At 65.5% G+C, this 20,649-nt stretch carries 6 protein-coding genes; 4 read left to right on the top strand and 2 right to left on the bottom strand.

Annotated features, from left to right (window positions below):
* Positions 1-12 precede the first annotated feature (12 nt).
* Positions 13-1,635, top strand: coding sequence for an AMP-binding protein (locus WBQ44_RS01185; RefSeq protein WP_495564910.1), 1,623 nt, complete (start codon positions 13-15; stop codon positions 1,633-1,635).
* Between the two features lie 59 nt (positions 1,636-1,694).
* Here WBQ44_RS01185 and WBQ44_RS01180 read toward each other — a convergent pair whose 3' ends face one another.
* On the bottom strand, positions 1,695-2,588 hold the full coding sequence (locus WBQ44_RS01180) for a hypothetical protein (protein WP_495564908.1): 894 nt from the start codon (positions 2,586-2,588) through the stop codon (positions 1,695-1,697).
* 173 nt (positions 2,589-2,761) lie between these two features.
* Complete coding sequence (locus WBQ44_RS01175; RefSeq protein WP_495564909.1) at positions 2,762-3,235, bottom strand: acyl-CoA thioesterase; 474 nt, start codon at positions 3,233-3,235, stop codon at positions 2,762-2,764.
* A 42-nt stretch (positions 3,236-3,277) separates the two neighbouring features.
* On the opposite strand from WBQ44_RS01175, the gene WBQ44_RS01170 reads away from it, so the two are divergent.
* The 3 genes from WBQ44_RS01170 to WBQ44_RS01160 form a co-directional block, all read left to right on the top strand.
* Entirely contained in the window at positions 3,278-4,741 is a 1,464-nt protein-coding gene (locus tag WBQ44_RS01170; protein ID WP_495564907.1) for an amidohydrolase, read from the top strand.
* 10 nt (positions 4,742-4,751) lie between these two features.
* Positions 4,752-5,177, top strand: coding sequence for a PPOX class F420-dependent oxidoreductase (locus tag WBQ44_RS01165; protein ID WP_495564906.1), 426 nt, complete (start codon positions 4,752-4,754; stop codon positions 5,175-5,177).
* A gap of 342 nt (positions 5,178-5,519) precedes the next feature.
* The coding region (locus tag WBQ44_RS01160) for an amino acid adenylation domain-containing protein (protein ID WP_495564905.1) at positions 5,520-20,649 on the top strand (15,130 nt) is incomplete at its 3' end.

The raw sequence follows: 20,649 nt of genomic DNA, 5'->3' as shown, positions 1-20,649 counted from the left end.
ATCTTGGGGCGTATGGATTCTCTCAGCTATGCGTCCGGTAGCTCGTCCACGCCGCTGCTCGACGACACGATCGGGGACAATCTCGACCGGAACGCTGCCGAGCACGCAGGCCGAGACGCTCTGGTCGACGTCCAGTCCGGTCGGCGGTGGACGTACTCGGAATTCCTCGCCGATGTGGAGTTGCTTGCGGCCGGACTGCTCGTCGCGGGCGTCGCCACGGGTCACCGAGTGGGAATGTGGGCGCCCAACTGTCCCGAATGGGTCCTGGCGCAGTACGCGACCGCCAAGATCGGCGCCGTTCTCGTCAACATCAATCCTGCCTACCGCACCCACGAGTTGGGTTTCGTGCTGAAACAGGCCGGCGTTTCGGTGTTGCTCTCGGCGCAGGAATACAAGGGCGCCGATTACGCAGCGATGATCGAGGAGGCACGCAGCGAGGTGCCCGACCTCCGCGATGTGGTGTTCATCGGGAGTTTCGGGTGGGAGTTGATGACGGATCGAGGCCATCGGGCGCTCGCGGAGACCCCGACCATGGTTGCGGATGTGCAGCGGCAACTGCGCCCGGACGATCCCATCAACATCCAATACACTTCGGGAACAACCGGATTCCCCAAAGGTGCCACACTCAGTCACCGCAATATTCTCAACAACGGCTACTTCGTCGGCGAGCTGTGCCACTACACCGCGGACGACCGCGTCTGTATCCCGGTGCCGTTTTACCACTGCTTCGGCATGGTCATGGGCAACCTCGCGTGTACCAGTCACGGCGCGGCCATGATCGTTCCGGGTCCGGCGTTCGATTCGGCGGCAACGCTCACGGCCGTCGAGACCGAGAAATGCACGTCCCTCTACGGCGTCCCCACGATGTTCATCGCCGAACTGGCTCTGCCGCAGTTCGATTCGTTCGATCTGACTACACTTCGGACGGGAATCATGGCCGGTTCGCCGTGCCCCACCGAAGTGATGAAGCAGGTCATCGACAAGATGGGTATGAGCGAGGTGTCCATCTGTTACGGCATGACCGAGACGTCACCGGTGTCTCTGCAGACGCGCAGCGACGACACCGTCGAACAGCGCGTCTCCACAGTCGGCGCCGTCGGGCCGCATCTCGAGGTCAAGATCGTCGACCCGGTCGAGGGCTCGACCATGCCCCGCGGCGAGGCAGGAGAACTGTGTACGCGGGGATATTCCGTGATGCTCGGGTACTGGGAACAGCCGGACAAGACCGCCGAGGCCATCGACAGCGATCGATGGATGCACACCGGCGACATCGGTGTCATGGACGAACTCGGTTACGTCTCCATCACCGGTCGAATCAAGGACATGGTGATCCGCGGTGGCGAGAACGTGTACCCGAGGGAGATCGAAGAGTTTCTCTACACCCATCCCGACATCCTCGATGCCCAGGTCATCGGGGTCCCGGACGAGAAGTACGGCGAAGAACTGATGGTGTGGATTCGCCTGCAGGAGGGCGCAGCTCCACTCGACGCGGACAGCGTGCGCGAGTTCTGCACCGGCAAGCTCGCGCGCTACAAGATCCCGCGCTACGTCCACATCGCCGACGAGTTCCCCATGACGGTAACCGGCAAGGTGCGCAAGGTCGAGATGCGAGAGAGGTCGCTCGACTTGATCTGACCCAGGGTTCACACCTAGACCGATCGTTCACAACTGAAATACGTGTTGTATCCGAACGGTCAGCGTGTAAGAAGGGCCCTGGCCCTCGCCCGCTCGAATCGCATCACGACCTCCGCAAAGTTCCAGAGGTCCTTCCACACCCAGCGGAACACCTCGTACCCGTCGTCTCGCATCGCGTCCTCCCTCGTCTTCTCTGCCGCGAGCTGTTCGGGGCGGCCGCCGTACTTGCCCATCCCGTCGAACTCGCCGACTGTTCGCAACTGGCGCCAGAAGAAGTCAACGCGAAATCCGAGGTGGGGGATTGTGTATTGCAACTCCGGTGCCGGCATTCCATGGTCTGCCATCCGCAACCGACTGAGCGATTCGCCGGCGCTTTCGCTGAGGGCGTTCATCCTGGACACAGCCCGCCGTGCAGCGGCGATGTTGTGTAACCGTGCGCTGTGTTCGAGGACGACGTCGAGGTCTGCCGGTCCGACCGACCCGGAGCGAAGAGCGGAATCGCCGATCACCACGGCATGGTCCAGGTCGACCCACCTGGCGGTGTCCACGACCGTACGGGCGAGCGATGTCACCGGCGTCGTTCCGATGGTCGACACGAGCTCGTCCGCACGTCCGGTGTGCACATGAAGTTCGCGGGATCTACGACCCCCGGTTGCTCTCGCCGCCGTGAGATGCACCGCCGTCAGATCCGTGTTCCACATGGTCAGCCCGTGCATCACCGCAGCAGAGACGTGGCTGACGCTGTGATCCCGTCGTCCACGTACTGTCGCCACTGCCCGGAGGCGGTGCAACTGGGTGGCTGACTGAGCGTCGTACACGTCCCGGGGTAGATAAATACCCGTCGTGACGCGCCGGATATCGCCCCGCGTCGCGAGGCGGGTGAATTCGTTGTCGGAGTAGCCGGCCGTCAACGCTGCAGCGCGGGTGACGAATCCGTCGGAATCGAGGTGCATTCGGTGATGATGCAGCGCCCTCGCGGCCGAGAGAAGAGGCGAATCGCAGATTGTGGACAACCCGGTGCCCTGTGGATAACTTCGCTTCGGCGTTCACAACATGCCCGGCCGTTCACCACCGAAGCTCGACGTGTGAACGACAATCTATGTTGTGAGCGCGCGGCATCGAGCGCTCACCGGGACCACTTCGCGAGATAGGACTTCTCCTCCGAGGTGATGCGGCGCAACGACTCCGAGCCGACGTCGACCATCGCCATCTGGGTGGTCGCCGTCACGGCCGGCGGTGAATCGGCCGGCGAGCCTGCTGCGCGTACCTCGTAGCCGATGGTGAAGTCCACCGAACGTACTTTCTCGAACCACAGCGTGACGTCCAGTGGGCTGTCGGAGTGCCTGAGCGGCTTCTTGTACGAGATGTTCACGCTGGCGATCAACGCACTCTTGATCAGGGATTCGTTGGCCTCCCCTTCGCTGAGGAGCCACTCGATTCGGGCTTCCTCCAGCAACGTGACCATGCGTGCGTGGTTGATGTGTGCGAAGGCATCCATGTCCGACCAGCGCACGGTGATGGTGGCGTGGTAGCCGACATCGGCGGGGGCGTCGGGCCGGTCGGTGGCCGTGGTCGGTCGGTCGTCTGCCGATTCGTGTATCACCGGACCACCGTCTCACGTGGTGTGTTCTAGAGTCCGGGTGTGCTGATCAAGAACGTGGTCCTGGCTCCCGGCGAGAACGCCGTGGACGTACAGACAGTGGACGGCGTCGTCGTCGAGATCGGGTCGGCGGAGGCCGCGGCTCGACCGATCGACGGCGGTGTTCTCGACGGCCGTGGGGCAGCTCTCCTTCCGTCGTTCGTCGACAATCACCTCCACCTGACGCAGTGGGCCGCGTCGCTGACACGCATCGACGTGTCCGGTGCCGACTCCGCGGTGGACGTCGTCGACATCCTGGCCCGATCGAACGAAAGACACGGGCACGGCATATTGCGAGCGCAAGGTTTTCGGGACGCACTGTGGCCGGACGTGCCGCACAAGGACGTGTTGCAGAATGCGTTGCCGGGGCGCCGCGCTGCCGTGACCAGTATGGATTTGCACACGCTGTGGCTCAGCCCTGCTCTGCTCGCCGAGTTGGGCATCGATCACCCCACCGGGGTACTCCGAGACCACGACTGCATGGAGGGTCTCAATGCCCTCGACAAGTTGGCCGATCCGGCCGACAGTGATCGCGAGACGCTGACAGCGACGGCGGAACTGGCCCGGCGCGGCATCACGGCGGTGGTCGACTTCGAGTACGCCGACAATCGCGCGGTGTGGAGTCGCCGCGCCGAACACCGGCCGCCGGCCGTGGACGTTCGTTTCGCCGTCTGGCCGGAGTGGCTCGAGCACGAGCTGATCCTCGGCGCTGCCACGGGCGACACGGTGGCCGACCGGGTGTCCCTCGGGCCGCTCAAGGTCATGTTCGACGGCTCGCTCAACACCCGGACGGCGTGCTGCCACGATCCTTACCCGGGGGGAACGAACACCGGACTGTTGCTCGAGACGCCGGAGGGCCTCGTCGACGTCATGCGTAGAGCGCACGCAGGGGGGATACGCCCGGCGATCCACGCAATCGGCGACCGCGCCAACACGCTCGCATTGGACGCGTTCGAACGAATCGGCGGCGGCGGAAGCATCGAGCATGCCCAACAATTGCTTCCCACCGACGTGGCCCGATTCGCGGCAGCAGGCGTCACCGCGTCGGTGCAGCCACAGCATGCGATGAGCGACCGTGAGGTGGCCGACGAACTCTGGAGTGGGCGAGCGTCCATCGCGTACCCGTACTTGTCGCTGCACCGGGCGAACGCCCGGCTGCTGTTCGGGTCCGACGCGCCGGTCAGTCCCCCTGCTCCGCTGAGCGCCGTCGCCGACTCGGTATGGCGTACCGACGACGAACGCGCGCCATGGCAGTCGCAGGAGGCGCTGCCCCTCGAGGTAGCGCTCGCTGCCGCGTCCGGTGGACGCAGGTGCGTGGAGGTGGGTTCGGCGGCGGACCTGGTGCTGCTCGCCGAGCATCCCTTGATTCTGGGCAACGACGATCTCCGCGCGGTTCCCGTCGTCGCCACCGTGCGGGCTGGAGCTCTGACCTACGAGCGCGCCCGGGAAGCATCCCCCGCCGGGTAGCCTCACGCTCATGGCATCCCTCGCAGATTCCAACGTCCGAGACTTTCTGACCAGTGGCACGCGGACCGGGAAACTGGGATTTGTCGCGTCCGACGGACGCCCGCTCGTCGCGCCGGTGTGGTTCGTTCTCGAGGACGACATGATCGTCTTCAACACCGGTGCTGCAACGGCGAAGGGCAAAGCCATCGCCCGCGATCCCCGCCTTGTCCTCAGCGTCGACCTCGAAAAGCCTCCGTACGCGTTCGTGCAGGTCCAGGGGATAGCCGAGACCTCGGAAGATCCGACAGACCTCGTGGCAACGGCCACTTCCATCGGCGCCCGGTACATGGGAGAAGGCCGCGCTGAGGAGTTCGGCAAACGTAACGGCGTGCCGGGGGAGCTGGTCGTCAGGATCAGGCCCACCAAGGTCATCGCCTCGCTGGACATGACGGCTTAGGCAGGTGCGGCCGCTCGCGCGCGTCGCACTGTAGATTGGACCGGTGCTGATCCAGGACGGTGAGTTGGGGGAGCCGGACCTCCGCGGATGCGAGCCCGGCAACGGCCACCGACAAATCCTGCGTTCGCGTGTGCTGCGTGGGTGAAGCGGTGCATAGCGCCCTGGCTGTTACCGGATGTAACGAATACTGCAGTGTTCGTAGATATACCCGTGGGTAACTTGGATCCGTACCGGGGCGTCGATTGGTTCGCGATACGGAAAACAATTAGATTCGAGTGTTCGGTGCTCGTCGGTGAATGACCGTCGGCGAGGGCGTGTGATCGTGGGAAAGAGAGGAATCGATTGGACCCGCTAGGTTGGGACGAATCAGCAGGACGCGAAGACGCAGGTCACGAGGTGCCCGAGTCGTCGTTCCCGCTCTCTCCCGCACAGCTGGGCATGTGGTTCGCTCAGCACGTCGATCCCTCGGTGCCCGCCAACATCGCCCAGTACGTGGAGTTGCGCGGCAACCTGGATCGTGACCTTCTGCAGCGGTCCCAGTCCGCAGCGGCACTCGAGCTGCAGTCGGGGTTCGTCCGGATCGTCGAGGTGGATTCCGAACCGCGTCAGTTCGTCGACTCCACGTTGGGAGATCCGCTCGGCTACGTCGACCTGCGAAGCGAAGCAGACCCGGACGCCGCAGCGCACGAGTGGATGCGGGCCGACTACAGCGCGCCCATCGACATCCTGCACGACCGCCTGATCTCCGCGACGATCCTCCATCTCGACGACGACCGCTACTTCTGGTTCAACCGTGTCCACCACGTCGTCCTCGACGGTTTCGGCGCAGTCACGTTCATGAACCGGGCTGCAGAGCTGTACACGGCTGCCGTCGACGGAACCGAACCGACCAAGAACCTCTCTTCCGACCTGCGCAAGGTTTACGACATCGATGTCGCCTACCGCGATTCCACCCGCTTCGAGACCGACCGCCAGTACTGGGCGGACCGGATCGCGGGCATCGACGAGGCCACGAGTCTCGCCGGTCGGAGCGCCGCACCCGCGCCGATCAGCCAGATCGACACCACAGCCCTCGGCGAGAGCACCCTCTCCGAACTCGACGGCTTGACCTCGGCGACCGAGAGCACCATGGCCACGGTCGTCATCGCGGCTTTTGCCACCTACATGGCGCAGATGACCGGCAAGGAAGACGTCGTGCTGAGTCTTCCTGTCACCGCGCGCACCACGGCGGTACTGCGCCGTTCCGGCGGCATGGTGTCCAACGTAGTGCCGCTGCGCATCGGCGTCACCGGCGACACCACGATCGAACAACTCCTGACAAAGGTCACCACCGAGGTGTCGGGAGCGCTCCGGCATCAGCGTTACCGGCACGAGGACATTCGCCGCGACGCCGGTGGCGCGAGCGGACAGGCGTCGTTCTTCGGGCCCTGGGTAAATATCATGCTGTTCTTCGGTGAGGTACGCCTGGGCTCGATGGTCGGCGGAATCAACATCCTCTCGACCGGTCTGATCGAGGACTTCGGGCTCAACCTGTACACGAGCGTGGCAGGCAGTAAAACCCACATCGACTTCGAATCGAACCCAAACCTGTACTCCGCCGACGAATCGGAGCGCAATCACACGCGATTCGTCGAGTTCCTCGACCGCTTCGTCACTGCCACGCCCGAGACCCGCGTGTGGGACCTCGAACTCGTCACGGCCGACGAGCAGCGTTCGATCCTCGAGGTATGGAATGCCACCGACCACGAGGTCGAGCAGCGAACACTCCTCGCAGATTTCCATGCCCGCGTCGACATCGATTCCGCGGCAACAGCTTTGGTGTACGAGAACGAGTCGCTCACCTACGGCGAGCTCGGTGCGCGGGTCAGCGGGCTGGCTCGTTTGCTCATCGACAAGGGCGTCGGTCCCGAAACGCTGGTGGGACTGTCGATCCGGCGCTCGCTCGACCTGGTCGTCGCCATGTATGCCATCGTCGAAGCAGGCGGCGCGTGGGTGCCCATCGATCCCGATCACCCGGCGGACCGCACCGCCTACATACTCGAGTCCGCCGATCCGCTGTGCGTACTCACGGTGGCACGTGACCGCGTCGAGCTCCCCGACGGCACCGATATCGTCGAGGTCGACACACTCGATTCTGCAACCCTGAACGGAACCAGGGTCACGGACGCCGATCGGTTGTCGCCGCTGCGTCTGAGCAACACCGCCTACGTCATCTACACCTCGGGATCGACGGGCCGCCCCAAGGGCGTCGCCGTCACCCACGCAGCGATCGACAACCAGCTGCAGTGGATGCGCAGCGAATACGACCTCGTCGCGGACGACGTCTATCTGCAGAAGACGGCGACGACGTTCGACGTGTCGCTGTGGGGTTTCTTCCTGCCCCTGCAGGTGGGTGCGACCATGGTGCTCGCTACCCCGGACGGGCACCGCGACTCGATCTACGTCGCCGACAAGATCGCGGAGCACGGCGTCACAGTCACCGACTTCGTACCGTCGATGCTGACGGTTTTCGCCGCCAACGCCCCGATCGGAACGTGCGGTTCGCTACGACACGTGTTCGTCATCGGCGAGGCTCTGCCCGCCGAGACCGCGGCCGCCTTCCGTGAGCTCACCGACGCCGGGCTGCACAACCTGTACGGTCCCACCGAAGCCGCGGTGTCGGTCACGTTCTACGAGAGCGGAATTGCGGACACCCGAACGGTACCGATCGGTGTGCCCGAGTGGAACACCAAGGCGTACGTGCTCGACAGTCGGCTCCGGCCCAGCCCGATCGGCGAGGCAGGTGAGCTTTATCTCGCGGGCGTTCAGTTGGCTCGTGGCTACGTCGGTAGACCTGACCTCAGCTCCGACCGCTTTGTCGCGAACCCCTACTCGGACACGGGCGCTCGAATGTACCGCACGGGCGACCTCGTCAAATGGCGTGCCGACGGAAACATCGACTACATCGGCCGCACCGATTTCCAGGTCAAGTTCCGTGGCCAGCGCATCGAGCTCGGCGAGATCGAGACGGTTCTGCTGGCGCACGAGGCGATTTCGCAGGCGGTGGCGCTGGTAGTGCCCACCGCGACGGGTGAGCAACTTGTCGCGTACGTCGTTCCCGGTCCGGGAGCGGCAGTCGACGCGTCCGAGGCAATCGAGTTCGCGGGTCGCTCGCTTCCGTCGTACATGGTGCCGGCATCGGTCATGGTTCTGGGTGCCCTGCCGCTCAACACCAGTGGCAAACTCGACCGCAAGGCACTGCCCGAACCGGTGTTCACCAGTGCCAAGACATACCGTGCTCCGCACAGTCATGCCGAGTACGTCGTGGCAGGCGTCTTCGAAGACGTATTGGGCGCAACGCACGTCGGGCTCGACGAAGATTTCTTCGAGCTCGGTGGAAACTCGCTCATCGCAACACAATTGGTCACCAGGGTCGGTACCGCATTGGGTATCCGCCTCGGTGTACGCGAACTCTTCGAGGCGCCCACGGTGGGCGCTCTCGCGGCGCGTGCGGAAACGGCAATGGACCAGGGCTCCACCGGGCCCGAGCTCACCGCGGACACCCGACCGGACCTGCTGCCTCTCTCTCTCGCGCAGCAGCGCATGTGGTTCCTCAACCGCTTCGATCCCGACACGGCCGCATACAACCTGCCGTTCATGGTGCGCCTCACCGGAACCATCGACGAGTCGGCAGTCTCGCGCGCATTCGAAGACGTCGTCTCCCGGCACGAGACATTGCGTACGGTGTACCCGCAGGTCGACGACTCGCCGCAGCAGGTCATTCTGCTGCCCGAAGACGTCTTCACCGGCCTCCGCGTCACCGAGGTCGACGACGCCGCGCTGATGTCCCGGCTGGTGGACATGGCGCGCGGCGGCTTCGACGTCGCCGCGTCGGCACCGTTCCGGATCGAGTTGTTCAAGCTCGGCGAAGGCAACTACGTGCTCGCGATGGTGCTGCACCACATCGCCGCTGACGGCGCATCGTTCGGCCCGCTGGCGCGCGACATCATGATCGCCTACGAGGCGCGCTCGAACGGCCGCGAACCCGGCTGGGAACCCCTCGAGATCCAGTACGCCGACTACGCGCTGTGGCAACGCCGTCTACTCGGCTCGGAAAGCGATTCGAGCTCCATTGCGGCGCAACAGATCGAGTTCTGGTTGCGCGCCCTGGACGAACTACCGGATCAGCTCGATCTGCCGTCCGACCGTCCCCGGCCCGCTGTCGCCACCAACGGCGGCGCCAAGAGCCATTTCGTCATCGACGCTCGAATTCACCGTGGCCTCAGCGCAGTCGCTCGGTCGCACCAGGCGTCGTTGTTCATGGTCGTGCAGGCCGCCTACGCGGTTCTGCTGTCACGGCTCAGCGGTACGACGGACATCGCCATCGGAGCACCGATCGCGGGTAGGGCACACGAGAAGCTCGACGACATCATCGGCATGTTCGTCAACACGCTGGTGCTGCGCGCCCGCGTCGAACCGCACCGGTCGTTCGACGAGTTGCTCGATCAGGTGCGCAACACCAACCTGTCGGCGTTCGCCCATGCCGACATCCCGTTCGAGCGGCTCGTCGAAGTGCTCAACCCTGCGCGTTCGACGGCCCGTCACCCGCTGTTCCAGGTGGCGCTCTCCCTCGAGAAGGCCCGCCGACGACGAATGGAATTCGCCGGCTTGGAGGCCGCAGCGGAGGAACTCGACGTTCCGATCGCCAAGTTCGACCTGCAGCTGTGGCTCACCGAGCATCACGACGAGGACGGCCACCCCGACCGGATCGAAGCAACCTTCGATTACGCCACCGACTTGTTCGATCCGTCGACGATCGACAGTTTCGCCGACCGGTTCCTGCGCATTCTTACCGCCATCGTTGCCGACGCCTCGATTCCCGTGGGACAGATCGACATTCTCGCCGGCGACGAACTCGAACGACTCACCTCCGTACACGGCGGCACGGTCGAGTCGCAGCGGTTGCTCCCCGAGTTCCTCGCCGCAGGTGTGTCCGCGAACCCGGACGGCTTAGCAATCCGAACCCCCGACGTCGAGGTCAGCTACCGCGAGCTCGACGAGATCACCGATCGTTACGCTCGCTACCTGATCGACCGCGGCGTCGGCCCGGAAACCGTGGTGGCGCTTGCGTTCCCACGATCGGTCGAGATGGTCGTCTCGATCTGGGCGGTCGCGAAGGCCGGAGCCGCGTGGGTTCCCGTCGACCCCGACTACCCGGTCGACCGCGTGCGCCACATGCTTTCCGACTCGGGAGCAGTCGTCGGTGTCACCACGTCTCAGCGCGTGAACGATCTCCCGGCCACGTGCGAATGGTGGTCGATCGACGACCGGGCCTTCGACGAGGCCGTGCGGAGCTTTCCCGCCGAGCCCGTCACCGATGCCGACCGAACTGCGCCGCTGCGGCTCGACCATCCGGCGTACGTCATCTACACCTCCGGTTCGACCGGACTGCCCAAGGGCGTCAGCGTCACTCATCGCGGCTTGTCCGGCCTGGTCGACCAGTCGCGCGACCTGTACCGCGTCGGGCCCGAAACCCGCTTCGCACACGTCATTTCACCGAGCTTCGACCCGTCGGTCTTCGAGTGGGCGCTCACGGCCTCCGCCGGCGCCACCCTGGTCGTGGTTCCGCCGGCCATCATCGGTGGGCCCGAATTGCACCGGCTCTTCGCCGACCACGGCGTCACGCACGCAATCATCACTCCGGCAGTGCTGGGATCGATGAACCCGTCCGGTCTCGACGCTCTGGAACTGCTGTCAGTGGGCGGCGAGGCATCGGCACCCGACCTCGTTTCCCGCTGGGCGCCGGGCAGGCGTTTCTTCAACGCATACGGCCCGACCGAGACGACCATCGTCTCGACCCGTGGCGAACTGTTCGTGGGCGAGCCGATCACTGTCGGCGGGCCGGTACCCGGTGTCAGCGCAGTCATCCTCGACACTCGTCTGCAGCCGGTGCCCACCGGTGTCGCAGGTGAGCTCTATCTGTCGGGCGAGGCCGTTGCCCGCGGCTACTACCGACGCTCAGGCCTCACGTCCGAACGCTTCGTGGCAAACCCGTACGGCCCCGCAGGCAGCCGGATCTATCGCACCGGCGACATCGTCCGCTGGACCAAAGATTTCGCAATCGAATACGTCGGTCGCTCCGATTTCCAGGTCAAGGTCCGCGGTTTCCGCATCGAACTGGGCGAAATCGACGCAGCCCTCGAAACGTTCCCCGCAGTCACGTTCGCGGCCACACTCGGTCACGAGATGGCCTCCGGCCAAACGGCGCTCGTGTCGTACGTGCACGGATCCTCGAGTATCGACAGCGACGAGTTGACCAAGTACGTCGCGCGCTTGCTGCCGAGCTACATGGTGCCGTCGGCAATCGTCGTGCTCGACGAGATCCCGCTGACGCCCATCGGCAAGCTCGACCGTCGCGCGCTGCCCGAGCCCGAAATCGGGATCAGCTTCCGGCAATTCCGCGCACCGGTCACACCCATCGAGGAGACCGTTGCCACCGTCTTCAGCGATGTTTTGGGCGCACCCGTCGTCGGGCTCGACGACGACTTCTTCGAACTCGGCGGCAACTCGCTGATCGCGACGCAGGTCGTCGCACGCCTCGGCGCGGCGCTCGATGCGCAGGTGCCCGTACGCGCCATCTTCGAATCGCCCACAGTCGCTCAGCTCGCCATTCGAGTCGAGCAGGAAGCCGGTCGCGGCGCCCGCATAGCGCTGACCAGAACCGTTCGGCCGGAACGCATTCCCTTGTCGTTGGCCCAGCAGCGCATGTGGTTCCTCAACAGGTTCGACACCGAGTCGGCCATCTACAACCTGCCGATCGCGCTGCGCTTGTCGGGCATTCTCGACGTGCCGGCGTTGCAGGTGGCGATCATGGACGTCATCGACCGGCACGAATCGCTCCGTACGGTCTTCCCTGATTCGGCCGAGGGGCCCCACCAGGTCGTGCAGGACGCGGCGCAGATCGTTCCCAACCTGATGCCCGTCGAAATCCCCGCGAGCGAGCTTCAACATGCGGTCGCGCAGATGGCGTCGACGGGCTTCGACGTCACCGCCGACGTTCCCGTCCGGGCGCAGCTCTTCGAGATCACCCCGACCGAGCACGTCCTCACGATCGTCGTGCACCACATTTCGGCCGACGGTTGGTCGATGGGCCCACTCGCGCGCGACATCATGGTCGCGTATGCGGCCCGCACCCAGTGGGAATCCCCGGGCTGGATGCCCCTTCCGGTGCAGTACGCGGACTACACCCTGTGGCAACGCACCACGTTGGGCTCCGAGGAAGACCCGAACTCGCTGATCTCCCAGCAGGTCGAATACTGGAAGCGCACGCTCGTCGGCATCCCCGACCAGCTGGATCTGCCGACCGACCGGCAGCGGCCGGCGCGGCAGTCCTTCGCCGGTGGGACGGTCGACTTCGAAATCGAGCCGCGGATTCACCAGGGGCTGCTCGACCTCGGACGCGACCGCAATGCGTCGCTGTTCATGGTCGTCCATGCCGCGTTGAATGTTCTGCTGGCACGGCTGTCGGGAACCGGGGACATCGTCATCGGCACGCCGGTGGCCGGTCGCGGTGAGCAGGCCCTCGACGATGTGGTCGGCATGTTCGTCAACACCCTGGTGCTTCGAACCGATGTCGACGGCGACGAGTCGTTCAACGACCAACTCGCCCATGCCCGTGAGTCGGCTCTCGGTGCGTTCGCGCATTCGGACATCCCGTTCGAGCGGCTCGTCGAGGTGCTCAACCCGGCACGATCGACGGCGCGCCACCCGCTGTTCCAGGTGATGCTGTCGTTCGAGAATCTCGGACCGACGCACCTCGATCTGCCCGCACTCAGCATCGACAGTGTCGATCTGGACGTCGCTGTAGCGAAGTTCGACCTTCAGCTGACGCTGACCGAGCGGCTCACCTCGAGCGGCCGCGCCGACGGTCTGTCCGCCGAATTCACCTACGCCGAAGACCTGTTCGACGCCGCGACAGTGCGCTTGTTCGCCGACAGATTCCTGTACGTCCTCGACGCGGTCATCGCAGACTCGGCTGTCGCTGTCGGCGACATCGACCTCAACGACGCCGTCGAACGCGGACTGATCCTCAAGTCGTGGAACAACACTCGGCACGAGCTGGACCCACGGGCCACGGTTCTGAGCGCTTTCGACGAGCAGGTGGCGGCTCGGCCCGAAGCTCCCGCAGTGGCGTTCGGCGGGGTGTCCATCACCTACGCCGAGTTCGACGCACGGGTCAACCGGCTCGCTCGGTACCTCGTATCGGTCGGGGCCGGCCCGGAAGTGCTCGTCGGCGTCGCGATGAGGCGGTCGCACGAGATGATGATCGCGCTGTACGCGGTGCTGCGGGCAGGTGCAGGCTACGTGCCGATCGACCCCGACCAGCCCGCCGAGCGCAATGACTACATTGTCGACGTCGCAGCGCCGGCGGTCGTGTTGACGACCGGCCACGACGGCTTTGCCGCGTCGCGCGGCATCGACACTGCCGCTGTTCCCGTGGTCGTCGTCGAAGATCTGGCCTTGGGCGATCACGCATCGGCACCGCTGACCGACTCCGATCGCCTTCGCCCGCTGCACCCGTCTTCCGTCGCCTACGTGATCTTCACGTCCGGATCGACCGGGCGCCCGAAGGGTGTGGCCGTATCCCACGCGGCAGTCGCCAACCAGGTGTCCTGGATCGTCGCCGAATACGGTCTCGGCGTCGACGACGTCGTCCTGCAGAAAACCCCGTTCACGTTCGACGTGTCCGTGTGGGAACTGTTCGGTGCGTTGGCCTCCGGCGCTCGCCTCGTGGTCGCGGAACCGGACGGACACCGGGATCCCGCCTATCTGGTGTCGGTCATCGAGTCCGAGGGCGTCACGGCGACGTCGTTCGTCCCGTCGGTGCTGTCGGCATTCGTCTCGGCCATCGGACCCGGTGGGTGCCCGTCGCTTTCGAACGTGCTCATCGCCGGTGAGGCTCTGCCCGCATCGGTGGTCGCCTCGGCAGCCTCGGCTCTACCCGGCGCAGCCCTGCACAACCTGTACGGTCCGACGGAGTTCACCGTCCATGCCACCGCACGACCTGTTGCCGGTGTGCCCGGCTGGAATGTATCGGGTACGTCCGCACCCATGGGTTCGCCGGTGTGGAATTCCCGCGTGCTGGTGCTCGATGCACGGCTGCGGCCCGTTCCTGTCGGGGTTGCGGGAGAGCTGTATCTGACGGGCGTGCAGATCGCTCGCGGTTACTTCGGACGGCCCGATCTGTCGGCCGACCGGTTCGTCGCATCGTCGTTCGGTGACGGCACCCGCATGTACCGCACCGGTGACCTCGTTCGGTGGACGTCGTCCGGCGAACTCGAATACCTCGGGCGCACGGACTTCCAGGTCAAGCTTCGCGGCCTGCGGATCGAGCTCGGCGAGATCGAATCCGCGCTCGTCGCAGATGATTCGGTGTCGCAGTCGGTGGTGCTCGTACGGTCCGAACAACTCGTTGCCTACGTCGTTCCGACGGCGGGGGCAGCAGTCGACACCGGGGCACTGCAGAGCGCGGTCGGTCGGCTGTTGCCGACCTATATGGTTCCGTCCGCATTCGTTGTCCTCGATGCGCTTCCCCTGGGCGCGTCCGGAAAGCTCGATCGCAGAGCGCTGCCCGATCCGGTCTTTTCCGCGAGGGTGTTCCGCGCCCCGCGTACGCCTGTCGAGGAGATCGTCGCGGGCGTGTTCGCGGATGTTCTCGGTTCGGCGCGAGTCGGCCTCGACGACGACTTCTTCGAACTCGGTGGCAACTCCCTGATCGCCACCCAGGTCGTGTCCCGCGTCGGCGCCGCGCTCGGTGCGCGGGTGCCGGTACGCGTGCTGTTCGAGGCGTCCACCGTCGAGGGCCTGGCCGCTCGAGCCGAGTCCCATGTCGGCGACAGCCGCGTGCCCCTGGTGGCCGGTGACCGTCCGGAGCGGATCCCTCTGTCGCTGGCTCAGCAGCGCATGTGGTTCCTCAACCGATTCGATACCGAATCGGCCGTCAACAACCTGCCCGTCGCAATCCGTTTGTCCGGCGTGCTGGATGCTTCTGCGCTGCAGGCCGCGATCTCCGATGTGCTCGAACGTCACGAGTCGCTACGCACGGTCTACCCCGGGACCGACGGCGTTGCCGCGCAGGTGATTCTGCCCACCAGTGCTGCGGTACCGGTGCTCACTCCGATACCGGTTCGCGAGGACGAACTGGTCGAGAGAATCGCGTCGGTTGTTTCGACCGGCTTCGACGTCACCGTCGAGGTTCCGTTGCACGCCGAACTGTTCGCACTGTCCGAGCAGGACTACGTGCTGGTGTTCGTTGCGCACCACATCAGCGCGGACGGGTGGTCCATGGGGCCACTGACTCGCGACGTGATGATCGCGTACGCCGCGAGAACGGTCGGCGAGGCACCCGGTTGGGCACCGTTGCCGGTGCAGTATGCCGACTTCACACTGTGGCAGCGCCGCGTTCTCGGCGACGAAGCCGACCCGAACTCGGTGATCTCGCTGCAGGCAAACTTCTGGAAGAACGCACTGACCGGGCTGCCCGAAGAGCTCGTGCTGCCCTTCGACCGACCGCGGCCCGCCGTGCAGTCGTTCGACGGTGGCACCACTCGTTTCCGCATCGAACCCGAGTTGCATCGCGATCTCGCCGCGCTTGCCAGACGAACCGGAACGACGCTGTTCATGGTCGTGCACTCCGCGTTGGCGGTCCTGCTTGCCCGGCTGTCGGGAACGTCGGACATCGCCATCGGTACCCCGATCGCGGGTCGCGGTGAAGCCGAACTCGACGACGTCATCGGCATGTTCGTAAACACGCTCGTGCTGCGTTCCGACGTCGACGGCAGCCGCGGGTTCGAGAAGTTGCTCGAAGCCAACCGCGAAACCGACCTGAAGGCCTTCGGGCACGCCGACGTTCCGTTCGAGCGACTCGTGGAGATCCTCAACCCTGAGCGTTCCACTGCCCGGCATCCACTGTTCCAGGTGGCGCTCTCGTTCCAGAACCTGCCGCAGACCAGCTTCGAACTGCCGGGACTGAAGGTGTCCGCAGTCGATTTCGACATCGACGTGGCCAAATTCGACCTGTCGCTTCTGCTCTCGGAGCACACCGACGATACCGGTGCGCACACCGGTATCTCGGCCGAATTCACCTACGCGCGAGCACTGTTCGACGCTGCGACGGTAGAGGTGTTCGCGCGTCGGTTCGTCCGTATTCTGCGCGGCGTCGTCGCCGAGCCGAGTCGCCCCGTCGGCGACCTGTCCATTCTCGAGGCCGACGAGTTCGACTGGTTGACCCATGTTCACGGTGACGAGGTCACGCACGGTGGCACGCTGCCCGAGATCTTCGCCTGCGGCGTCGAGATCAACCCGGACGGCATCGCCGTGCGGGCACTTGGTCGGTCCATCACGTACCGCGAGATCGACGCGGCATCGAGCCGGATGGCACGTGCGTTGATCGAGCGCGGCGCCGGCCCCGATCGCATCGTCGCGCTCGCGTTCCCCCGTTCGTACGAGATGGTGCTGTCGGTCTGGGCCGTCGCGAAATCGGGTGCAGCTCATCTGCCCGTGGATCCGACGTATCCGCCCGGTCGCGTCGAGCACATGCTCGGCGATTCCGGAGCGATCTTCGGTATCACCTCGACCGAGTACCGGGACGAGCTGCCGCAGGCCACGGAGTGGATCGCGCTCGACGACGCGGCGTTCGTCGCCGAGGTCGACGCGCAGACCGACGCGCCCGTCACCGATGCCGCGCGGATTTCGCCGTTGGCCATCGGCCATGCCGCGTACATGATCTACACCTCCGGATCGACCGGGCTGCCCAAGGGCGTGGTCGTCACACATGCGGGCCTCGGTGGGGTGCTGGACGCGGCAACGGATCTGTACCACCTCGATGCGAATTCACGCTTCCTGCACATCTGTTCGCCGAGCTTCGACCCCTCGGTTCTCGAATGGATGGCGGCGTTCTCCGAGGGCGCCACCCTCGTGATCGTTCCGTCGACCATCATCGGTGGCGAAGATCTCGCAGAGCTGCTGAAATCCGAGCAGGTCACCCACACCATCATCACGCCTGCCGTTCTCGGCACCATGGATCCGACGGGGATCGACAGCCTGAAGGTCGCCTCCGTCGGCGGCGACGTCACCACACCCGACCTGCTTGCGCGCTGGGCTGCAGGCCGCAAGTACTTCAACGGGTACGGCCCCACCGAGACGACGATCATCTCCACATTCGCCGAGCTTCGTCCGGGCATGCCCATCACCGTCGGACGGCCCATTCACGGCATGTCCGCACTGGTACTCGACGCACGGCTCAACCCGGTACCGGTCGGAGCCGCAGGTGAGCTCTATCTCGCGGGCGGCGCGCTCGCTCGTGGGTACCACGAGCGCCACGACCTGACCGCGTCACGATTCGTCTCGAACCCGTACGGTGCGCCCGGCTCGCGGATGTACCGCACCGGCGACATCGTGCGCTGGGCGTTCGGCTCGGATGCCGTGTCCGAAGATTCTTCGGCCGTCAACATCGAATTCGTCGGGCGTTCCGATTTCCAGATCAAGGTGCGAGGGTTCCGCGTCGAGCTGGGCGAGATCGACGCGGCTCTCGTGCAACACGAGAGCGTATCGTTCGCAGCCACGTTGGGCCGTGAGCTACCGAACGGCACAACGGGTCTGGTGGCCTACGTGTTGCCTGCCCGCGGAGCAACCGTCGACGCGGACGACCTGTCCGCATTCGTGGCTCGCTCGTTGCCGAGCCACATGGTGCCCGCGTCGATCATCGTTCTCGACTCGGTTCCCCTCACTCCGGTCGGCAAACTCGACCGTGCGGCGTTGCCGGAGCCCGTATTCGAGCAGCAAGAGTTCCGCGGCGCGACCAACGAAATCGAGTCGATCATCGCCGAGGTGTTCGCAGACGTTCTCGGCGTCGAACGCGTCAGCGTGGACGAATCCTTCTTCGCGCTCGGCGGCGACAGCATCGTCTCGATCCAGCTGGTATCGCGAGCCCGGGCCCGCGGAATCTCGTTCACCCCGCGAGAGGTGTTCGAGCACAAGTCCGTCGCAGGCCTCGCGGAGGTCGCCACGGTGCTCGGAGACACCGAAGAACGGCCCGTCGTCGCGGAACTGGACGGCGGAGGGACCGGACCGCTCGCGCTGACTCCGATCATGAAGTCGATCCTCGAAGGCCCCGGCAGCTTCGGTCGTTTCGCGCAGTCGGTCGCTGTGATGCTGCCGACCGGAATCGACCACGGATCGGTGACGCGCATTCTCGGCGCCGTCGTCGATCACCACGACGTTCTTCGCTCCGTGGTCGAGCGTGCCGAGGGCGGAGAGTGGACTTTCCACGTCCGCGACCGAGGCACCGTCGACATCGACGACATCCTCGTTCGGGTACCGCTGGATCGGGACATCGACGATGCTGCACTGCGTGCTCGCGCCGAGCGCGAACTCGACTCCGCCAAGGGCCGTCTCGACCCGGAGTCCGGGCGCATGCTCGATGTCGTCTGGTTCGACTTCGACGACTCCGCGGGTGAACGTGAGGCCGCCGAACGCTCGGCGCGTCCCGGCATCCTGCTGATCGTCGCGCACCACTTCGTCGTCGACGGTGTATCGTGGCGAATCCTGTTGCCGGACTTGGCGATCGCGTGGGGGCAGGGCGCAGCCGATCAGCCGATCGTTCTGGCTCCGGTCGGCACGTCGATGCGTCGGTGGGCGCACGGCCTGGTCGACGCAGCGCACGACGACGCCCGTGAAGCCGAGGTCACCTGGTGGACCGAGGTGCTCGCCGGAAGCGACCCCCTGCTGGGCTCGCGGTCGTTCGATCCGCACACCGACACCCTCGACACCACCGAAAGGGTGGACGTCGAGCTGTCGGAGAGCGTTACCGACGCTGTTCTCACTCGCGTGCCCGCTGCATTCAACGGCGGCGTCAACGACGGCCTGCTGGCTGCGCTCGCGCTGGCGTTGGCGAAGTGGCGCTCCCGCCGAGGCGTCCGACTGGGCGAGGCATTGGTCAAACTCGAAGGCCATGGCCGCGAGGAAGACATGGTGCCCGGCGCCGACCTGTCCCGGACGGTCGGCTGGTTCACCAGTGCCTACCCCGTCCGACTCGATCTCGGTGAGATCGACGTCGACGAGGTGTTCGACGTGGCCTCGGCCGTGAAGGCGGTCAAGGAGCAGTTGCGCGCCGTTCCGGACAAGGGGATGGGCTTCGGGCTGCTGCGCTACCTGAACGGTGAAACGGCAAAGGTTCTCGAAGCCGCTGCACACGCCCCGCAGGTCAGCTTCAACTATCTGGGACGGGTATCGACCGAGGGCATCTCGGGCGAACTCACCGGTGGCGCGTGGCTACCGTCGACGGTCCTCGCCGACGTCGGGGCTCCCGGCGACCGCGACATGCCGGCCAACGCGACGGTGGACATCAACTCCGCGGTGATCGACACCGCCGCCGGACCACGGCTGTCTGCAAGCTTCACCTTCCCCACGGGGATCCTCTCGCGCGCCGACGTGGCCGAGCTCGCCGAGTTGTGGTCCGACGCACTGTCGGCCATGGCGGAGTACGTCGCACAGGAGAACGCGGGCGGGTTGACCCCGTCCGATGTGTCGCTGGTGCACGTGTCCCAGCGCGACATCGACGCCTGGGAGTCCACCTACCCGGGCACCCGGGACATCTGGTCGCTCGCGCCGCTGCAATCCGGGCTGCTCTTCCACGCGATGATCGCGCGGACCAGTGTGGACGTGTACACCATGCGGGTGCTGCTGAAGCTGACGGGAACGGTCGACCGCGATCGCCTGCGCGGCGCGGCACAGGCGCTGCTCGACCGGTACGAGAACCTGCGCACCGCTTTCGTACAGAACGCGGACGGCACCTCGGTGCAGTTGGTCGTCGACCATGTCGACGTTCCCTGGCGGGACGTCGATCTGAGCCACAGGTCGGTGGACGAGCGCGAAGCCGAGTTCGACGCGATTCGTGCTGCGGACAAGAGCGAACACTTCGACTTGGCGTCCGCTCCGCTCATGCGCTTCACGTTGGTCAAGATGGCGGAGGCGGATTACCGCTTCCTCGTCTCGAGCCACCACCTTCTTCTCGACGGCTGGTCGACCCCGCTGTTGATGCGGGATCTGCTGGCGCTGTACGCCCTTCGCGGTGACGCCTCCTCACTTCCGCGGGTTCGTTCGTACCGCACGTTCCTGGCGTGGGTGGCTGAGCAGGACGCGCAGGCGTCGCGGCAGAAGTGGATGGACGCCCTGGCCGGGGTGGACGAGCCAACGATGCTGTCGACCGTCGATCAGAACCGTGCTGTGTCCGCAGAGGTCGGCGAGCTGTCGCTCGATCTCGACGCCACGTTGTCCGGGGCACTGCAATCCCTCGGTGCCCGGCTCGGTGTCACGCTCAACACGATGGTGCAGGCCGCATGGGGTGTCCTCCTCGGTCGGTCGACGGGCTCCGAGGACGTCGTCTTCGGTGCCACCGTGTCCGGCCGCCCGGCGGGACTCGCCGGCGTCGAGT

The organism is Rhodococcus sp. (in: high G+C Gram-positive bacteria), assembly GCF_049591685.1.
GTDB lineage: Bacteria > Actinomycetota > Actinomycetes > Mycobacteriales > Mycobacteriaceae > Rhodococcoides.
Note: the sequence above shows the minus strand (reverse complement) of the source record. Positions and strands in the feature narration are given on the sequence as shown.

Bases quoted from the DNA above. Each gene is read 5' to 3' on its own strand.
- WBQ44_RS01185 (WP_495564910.1), top strand. From the start codon at position 13: ATGGATTCTCTCAGCTATGCGTCCGGTAGCTCGTCCACGCCGCTGCTC.
- WBQ44_RS01180 (WP_495564908.1), bottom strand. From the start codon at position 2,588: ATGCACCTCGATTCCGACGGATTCGTCACCCGCGCTGCAGCGTTGACG.
- WBQ44_RS01165 (WP_495564906.1), top strand. From the start codon at position 4,752: ATGGCATCCCTCGCAGATTCCAACGTCCGAGACTTTCTGACCAGTGGC.